6 protein-coding genes and 2 pseudogenes are annotated in these 7,471 nt (G+C 45.8%); 5 read left to right on the forward strand and 3 right to left on the reverse strand.

The features are described from left to right. Positions 1-1,328, reverse strand: a pseudogene (locus Xbed_RS17490) (hypothetical protein); the annotation flags it as partial. 724 nt (positions 1,329-2,052) lie between these two features. On the opposite strand from Xbed_RS17490, the gene Xbed_RS17495 reads away from it, so the two are divergent. The 4 genes from Xbed_RS17495 (at position 2,053) to Xbed_RS17510 (ending at position 5,003) form a co-directional block, all read left to right on the forward strand. Further along, entirely contained in the window at positions 2,053-2,775 is a 723-nt protein-coding gene (locus tag Xbed_RS17495; protein WP_086114124.1) for an amino acid ABC transporter permease, read from the forward strand. Then, positions 2,753-3,517, forward strand: a complete 765-nt coding sequence (locus Xbed_RS17500; protein WP_086114125.1) for an amino acid ABC transporter ATP-binding protein — start codon at positions 2,753-2,755, stop codon at positions 3,515-3,517. Before Xbed_RS17495 ends, Xbed_RS17500 begins: the two co-directional genes overlap by 23 nt. A gap of 64 nt (positions 3,518-3,581) precedes the next feature. Continuing rightward, positions 3,582-4,355: an amino acid ABC transporter substrate-binding protein gene (locus Xbed_RS17505; protein WP_208612269.1), complete on the forward strand. Its 774-nt coding sequence runs from the start codon at positions 3,582-3,584 to the stop codon at positions 4,353-4,355. Between the two features lie 144 nt (positions 4,356-4,499). After that, positions 4,500-5,003 (forward strand): GNAT family N-acetyltransferase, encoded by a 504-nt coding sequence (locus Xbed_RS17510; protein ID WP_086114127.1) that lies wholly within the window; start codon positions 4,500-4,502, stop codon positions 5,001-5,003. Between the two features lie 106 nt (positions 5,004-5,109). Here the strand turns inward: Xbed_RS17510 and rraB are convergent, their stop codons facing one another. Then, positions 5,110-5,535 (reverse strand): ribonuclease E inhibitor RraB, encoded by a 426-nt coding sequence (rraB, locus tag Xbed_RS17515; RefSeq protein ID WP_086114128.1) that lies wholly within the window; start codon positions 5,533-5,535, stop codon positions 5,110-5,112. 233 nt (positions 5,536-5,768) lie between these two features. On the opposite strand from rraB, the gene argF reads away from it, so the two are divergent. After that, the gene (gene argF, locus Xbed_RS17520) at positions 5,769-6,779 is read left to right on the forward strand and encodes an ornithine carbamoyltransferase (RefSeq protein ID WP_086114129.1); all 1,011 of its coding nucleotides are present in this window, start codon (positions 5,769-5,771) and stop codon (positions 6,777-6,779) included. 70 nt (positions 6,780-6,849) lie between these two features. Here argF and Xbed_RS17525 read toward each other — a convergent pair. Beyond that, positions 6,850-7,368 (reverse strand): annotated as a pseudogene (locus tag Xbed_RS17525) (LysE family translocator); the annotation flags it as partial. Positions 7,369-7,471: the final 103 nt, after the last annotated feature.

Here is a 7,471-nt window from a genome sequence, read left to right on the forward strand (position 1 = left end):
GCGTCCTCTGATTTCCCGGCATGGGTTTCAGACCGGTTTGCGGCGGCTGCCGACTGGGTGGCGGCGTCCTCTGATTTCCCGGCATGGGTTTCAGACCGGCTCGCCGCGGCTGCCGACTGGGTGGCGGCGTCCTCTGATTTCCCGGCATGGGTTTCAGACTGGCTCGCCGCTGCTGCCGACTGGGTGGCCGCGTCCTCTGATTTCCCGGCATGGGTTTCAGACCGGCTCGCCGCTGCTGCCGACTGGGTGGCCGCGTCCTCTGATTTCCCGGCATGGGTTTCAGACCGGTTTGCGGCGGCTGCCGACTGGGTGGCCGCGTCCTCTGATTTCCCGGCATGGGTTTCAGACCGGTTCGCCGCTATCGCTGTTTCCTTGACCGCATCCCCCGCCTGACTTAACGTTCCCATATCTTTTTTTAACTCAGCGATAACATTACTTTTGACATCAGCAAATCGCTGATCAAGCTGCTTTTTATTAACGGCATCGTTCGGGTTCTGACCATCAGCAATATTAATTAATCGTAATTGAGTTTGGTTATCACCAAATGAGACAACGTTATCATCATCTGATTTAGCACTCTGTCCTATATAAAATGAGTTTGTCTTTTGGGCATTAGAAAAGAAACCCCGGCGGTTCAATTGAGCTACCGTAGCCGCATCTTGCTCTTCTGTACCATCGGCAATATTGGTGAGCTGTTTATTCTTAGTGGAATCGTTCTTATCACCCAATGAGACACTATTTTCTCTGTCAGTTTTAGCCTCTTTCCCGATTGCAGCGGCATTAGTATGGGAAGAAACAGTTCCCTCACCCAAAGCCATGCCATTTGCCTTGTGAACAGTAGAATACTTTCCTATTGCGATAGAAGATTCTGAGTTGGCTTTCACCCTTGCCTCGTAACCTACAGCCAGAGAGGAACGACTATTCTTTTCAATAAACGCATGTCCAAGAGCAGCAGAAAAACCAGTGTCATGGTCAATTTCCGAACTCCCTGAGGCAAAGCTCCCCCAAGACCTATTGCCAATCACAGAATTCCCTGTGGAAAGGCTACCTGCAGAATTCTCGCCAATCATTGAACTCCCTGAGGCAAGACTACTCCAAGAGTTATTTTTAATCGCCGATTCTCCTGAGGCAATGCTATTCGCAGATTTTTTGCCAATCTTCGAACAGCCTGTGGCAAAACTATTCGTGGATGTAGGGTCAATCGTCGACTTCTTCCCTGGTGCGTTAACATATTCCTCACATTTTGGGACCGAAGCGTTAACATAACCTACTGAAACAGCATTGATTAAAACCGCCAAAATAGCCGGTTTAAATAAAACTTTTTTCATCCTTTTACCTTTATATAAAAATGACAACAAAAACATTCACCAAAATGATTAATGGATTCAGTGAAATTAGAAACTGGAATAAATCCAACTCAATACAGGAGAGCATTTGTAATTTAGTATTTGTTTTATATAAACAGAATGGCAATTACCCTGTTTAGGGTTCACCTGTCAGTTAACTTGCAGTAGTCATATTGATAAAAAACACAAAGATATTCATTTATTGCATACTTAAAAAAGGATTCATAGTAAACATTACAACAAGATAACGCGCAAGATATTTATAAATAAACCTCATGATTTTCTGCTATATTGCCATCATTTTTCATGATTAAGTTAAGCCAGAGGCCGCTAATTCTCCGGTCTAAAGACACCGGAAGCAATATTGTTAAGATTAATCTGATAATGCATTTTAAATTAATAAACAGATGTATTACCCTGGTTTGCATTTATTGAAAACTTTATTGAGATAATAATATTTATTAATGATATTTGGCAGACAAATTAATTGCATTATTTATTTTAAATGCAAATTTTAAATAACAATAATATTTCTATTTATGATAACGCTTTCCTCTGCCACATTGACCGATACAACCCGGTTATCCTAAAGTTCTAAGCTATAACTTTATTGTATATAGCTATCGCCTTTTCTTGCCATATCATCATTAAAACACCCCTATAAAAAATAAACATATTTTTAATATCAATCTATTAGGAAGAACCCATGACCCCAGATTGGCTCAGTTTAGCGCTGGATTCCCTTTGGCCGATGCTTTATGCCGGCCTGACATTCACTATCCCCCTTACCCTGATTACCTTCGCACTGGGGATCTCGCTGGGGTTTATCGTGGCTTTAATCAGGCTGTATGGCCCTAAACCACTGGTTGCCGTAGCTCGGTTTTATGTCTGGTTGATCCGTGGCACGCCTTTGTTAGTGCAACTGTTTCTGATCTTCTATGCACTGCCCAGTGCAGGCATTACATTGGAAGCCTTCACCTCTGCCGTTATCGGTTTTACCCTGAATGTGGGTGCCTACACCTCAGAAGTTATCCGTGCTGCATTGACGTCGGTTCCCAAGGGACAATGGGAAGCCTCGCACTCCATTGGCATGAGTTGGTGGCAATCACTGCGCCGGATTGTTCTGCCACAGGCGGCACGGGTTTCCATTCCTCCCTTGTCCAATACGTTTATTTCGCTGGTCAAAGATACCTCTCTGGCTTCCGTCATTACGGTGCCGGAAATGTTTCTGGCGGCGCAGCGCATCGCCGCTGTTACCTATCAGCCATTAATCCTGTATACCGAGGCCGCCATTCTCTATCTCCTCTTGAGTTCCGTGTTGTCCGCCCTGCAAGTCCGGCTGGAAAAGAAATTCGCCCAACAAAGCAGTCACCCACAGAACAGCCGCAATAATAAGGAAGCCAAAGATGATTCAGCTCACCAACATTGAAAAAAGTTTCGACGGGCAAAAGGTGCTGAAAAATATTAGCCTGACCATTAAGGAGGGTAGCCTGACCGCACTTATCGGCCCTTCCGGTAGCGGGAAAAGTACCTTGCTGCGTTGTATTAATTTGTTGGAGATCCCACAAGCGGGCAAGCTGGAAATTGGCAAAGAGCAGATGACGTTCAGCGGTAAGGAAAAATTGCCGCATCGGGAAATCCAGCGTTTTAGTCTGCAAACCGGCATGGTATTCCAGAATTTCCAGCTTTTCCCGCATCTGACGGTAATTGAAAACATTATGGAAGGGCTGATTTGGGTGCAGAAATGGCCACGCGAGCGCGCCAGAGAACGCGCTTTGGAATTGCTGAAAAAAGTTGACCTGTCCCACAAGGCGGATGTTTGGCCGAGTACATTATCAGGCGGTCAGCAACAACGGGTCGCCATCGCCAGAGCCATGGCACCCTCGCCCAAGGTGCTGCTGTGCGATGAACCCACATCCGCACTTGACCCTGAATTATCCAAAGAAGTCGTGTCGGTTTTGAAACAACTGGCAGGAGAAGGCACCACCATGTTAATGGCGACGCACGATCTGCGTCTGGCCGCCAATCTTGCCCATAATGTGGTGTTTCTGGAATCCGGTGAGATTATTGAATCGGGCACAGCAAAAACCCTCTTCACCCATCCCAGTAAGATGCGCACGGTCGAGTTTATCTCAACCCTGACAGAAACCTTACCGGATTGGGAAATCTAGAGAGCAGTCACGTTTAACATCAGCAACATTATTTATGCGGACATTATTTATGCGGAGAAGCACAATGAAAAAGATTTTGAGTCTGTTATTGGCGGGCGCGACTGCCTTGGCTATTTCTGCCCCTGGCTATGCCGGCAAAGATTTTGACGCGATAAAAGCCTCCGGCGTCTTTAAAATTGGCACGGAAGGCACTTATCCTCCTTTTACCTACCATGACGCCAGCAACACATTAACCGGCTTTGACGTGGATATTGCACGGGAAATTGCCCGGCGTTTGAACGTTAAACCTGAGTTTATGGAAGTAAAATGGGATGGTTTGATCGCAGGGCTGGATGCCAAACGTTTTGATGCCGTTATCAATCAGGTCGGCGTCACACCAGAACGTGAAGCGAAATACAGTTTTTCCATCCCGTACACAACCTCCCAAGTCGCGTTGATCATCCGTGACAATAACCGTGATATTAAAACGTTCGCTGATATTAAAGGAAAACGTTCAGCCCAATCACTGACCAGTAACTACGGGCAACTGGCAACCGCTTACGGCGCTAATCTGGTCAGTACGGATGGTTTTAACCAAGCCATTGATCTGGTCGTCACCGGACGGGCGGATGCCACATTAAATGATCGCCTGTCATTCCTCGATTTCAAAAAACAGCGCCCTAATGCTCCCGTGAAAATCGTCGCTCACCAAGCTGACGCAAGTAAATCCGCCGTTTTACTGCGCAAAGGGGATACTGAGCTGGTAGAGGCCATCAATAAGACCCTGCAAGAGATAAAAGATGATGGCACTTATGCGCGTATCTCCGAGAAATATTTTGGGGAGGATATTTCTAAATAAACCCGCAATTCTTTTCAGATGTCTTTCTTCATGCCAACGATGGGACCACGGTCCCATCGTTAGGGAATAAGTTATTCATTAGACTAATAACTTTCATGCTGTATTATTTACTTCCCTATTAATTAAAAATATAAAGAGAAAGTAATGACAGCAAAAACAACACAACATTACGTTATCCGCCCCATCACCCAACAGGACAATGCAGGCATTGCCGCTGTTATCCGTGAAGTCTCCGCCGAACATGGTTTAACCGCAGACAAAGGGTTTGCCGTTGCTGATCCGATTCTGGATACCCTGTACGACGTTTACAACCAGCCACGCAGTGCTTACTGGGTGGTTGAAATGGATGGCGAAGTCGTTGGGGGTGGCGGTGTTGCTCCGCTGGCGGGTGGCGACGGTGATACCTGCGAATTACAGAAGATGTACCTTTCATCGGTGTTGCGGGGAAAAGGGGTTGCCAGGCAAATCGTGAAACAATCACTCGAATTCGGGACAGAACAAGGCTTTAAACGCTGCTATCTCGAAACAACGGAAAACCTGAAAGCAGCCATTGCCTTGTATGAAAAACTGGGATTCAGTTATCTTGATGAGCCACTTGGCAATACAGGCCACAGCGACTGTGAAGTCAGAATGCTCAAGACACTATAACTATAACCGCAACAGCGATAACCGCAACGGCTGTCCCCGCCCATAAATCAGCCCCACTGATCAAGTGGGGCTGATTTATGGGCGGGAACGCTATCTTCAAACGATCTTAATGAAGTCTGGGTTCATCTTCCTCCGGGGGAAAGAGATCACCTTCGTCATCTTCATCATCCGGCGCGTTGGGATCTTCAAAGTACGTCCCCCAACCATCGTAATTGACACCGATTTTTTCGGCCAGATCCATCAGTTGTTCAACCTGAACGTTGATCAGTTCAGCTTCCAGACGACTTTCACTGATCACATCGCAACACATCAAAACAACGCTATCTTCGGTTTCCAACTCTTCGGCATCCGTGACTTCATAACCTAATCTGAATGCTTCAAGAGCAGCTTTTTCCAATTGATCGAAGTTTTCCGCCGAAAAGTGGTGTTCAATAATATAAAGCGCCTCAGGATCACTGCCATCTTCCAATAATTCTTCGATGATCAAGCGAGTCTCTTCACGCTGTTCTTCTAAAGCATGCGGGTCTGCCATGCCAATCCCCTCCGTCAGTTGGCTATCCTGTTTTGCATTCTCCCATCTTTTCTTTACAAAGGATATATCTATCCCATTTTGTTCAAGGAGAGGCGCAAACAGTAAGCGATTGAACCATAATCAGTCTTAATATCATCACGTTCACAAGTCCCGATCGCGGAACTTGCAATCTGATTTTTTATCGAGATATAGTGAATATAAATTCAATATTGCACTGATGGAGACAATGCATAATGAACCCATTTTTTCAACGCTCGATCTTAAGGTTTCTTGATATTACTCCTACGGAACTTAATCTTCTTTTAACGTTAGCTCATGAATTAAAAACGAATAAGAAATCAGGTACTGAATCTCCCTTACTTAAGGGGAAAAATATTGCCCTGATTTTTGAAAAAGACTCCACCCGTACACGCTGTGCATTCGAAGTCGCAGCCCATGATCAAGGCGCCAGTGTGACCTATTTAGGCACCAGTGGCAGTCAGATCGGGCACAAAGAATCCATCAAGGACACCGCGCGGGTGCTTGGGCGCTTGTATGACGGCATCCAGTATCGTGGTCACGGCCAGCACATTGTCGAAACTTTAGCGCAATACGCAGGTGTTCCGGTTTGGAATGGCCTGACTGATGAATTCCATCCCACCCAACTTCTGGCTGATTTAATGACGATGCAGGAACACAGCCGGAAGCCGTTATCTGAAATCCAATTTGCCTATTTGGGAGATGCGCGCAATAACATGGGCAACACAATGCTGGAAGCTGCCGCATTGACCGGGATGGATCTGCGTTTAATCGCGCCGAAAGCGTGCTGGCCAGATGCAGGTTTGGTTGCAGAATGCCAAAAACAGGCGGCAAAAACTGGCGGTCAGATCACTCTGACAGAAGATATTTCACACGGTGTCAAACACGCTGATTTTCTGTATACCGATGTTTGGGTTTCAATGGGAGAACCAAAGTCGGTTTGGCAAGAACGCATTGCGTTACTGAAACCCTATCAAGTCAATATGGATATTGTGAAACTCACGGGGAATCCGGAAGTGAAATTTTTGCATTGCCTGCCTGCGTTTCACGATGAAGACACCCTGCTCGGCAAGCAACTGGCAGACGAATTCAATTTATATGGTGGACTGGAAGTCACCAATGAAGTGTTTGAATCAAAACACAGTCTTGTGTTTGATCAGGCTGAAAACCGTATGCATACCATTAAGGCGATGATGGTGGCAACGCTGGTGGAAAATCTGGGCTAATTGCGGGCATGGCTTTAAGGGAATTTCCGTCTGGAACATAAACCCATCCTGCGTTGCAGGATGGGTTTCATTAGCGCCGACTCAACACCAGTTTAACCGCAAAAAGTAAAAACAACCCACCTGTTACCCGGTTCATCCATTTAATGACATTTTCACGACGTAATATATGGGAAAGAGGACGTGTGGCATAAATCAATGATATTGACCACAATGTGCCAAGCAATACATGGATCATGACTAAACTGAATGTCCATAAAATGGCTGAGTGCCCTTGGGGAATAAATTGAGGCAAGAATGAAACATAAAATACCCCCATTTTCGGATTAAGGACATTACCCAACATCCCCTTGATAAACCAATTCGACGTTTTCACAGAAGAGGATGTTTTCTCAGTGAGATCTGAATGGGGGCGCAAAATCATCTGAATTCCCAGCCAACATAAATAAAGTGCGCCACACCATTTTAATATGTTGAATGCCAGCTCTGATACCGCAATCAAGGTGCCCAAGCCGAATGCCACCATTGCTCCCCAAATAAAACAGCCCGCATTGATGCCTAAAGCCGCATGAAAGGCTTTTTTTCCTCCCTCTGTCCCGTCCTAAATAAAGTTGACACTTTCCTTCATCTCTTTAGGAGAGTGTTATGAAATCAGAAAGTAAACGCACTCAGCGTGATTATTCATTGGCTTTTAA

The sequence above is a fragment of the Xenorhabdus beddingii genome, from assembly GCF_002127545.1.
Taxonomy (GTDB): domain Bacteria; phylum Pseudomonadota; class Gammaproteobacteria; order Enterobacterales; family Enterobacteriaceae; genus Xenorhabdus; species Xenorhabdus beddingii.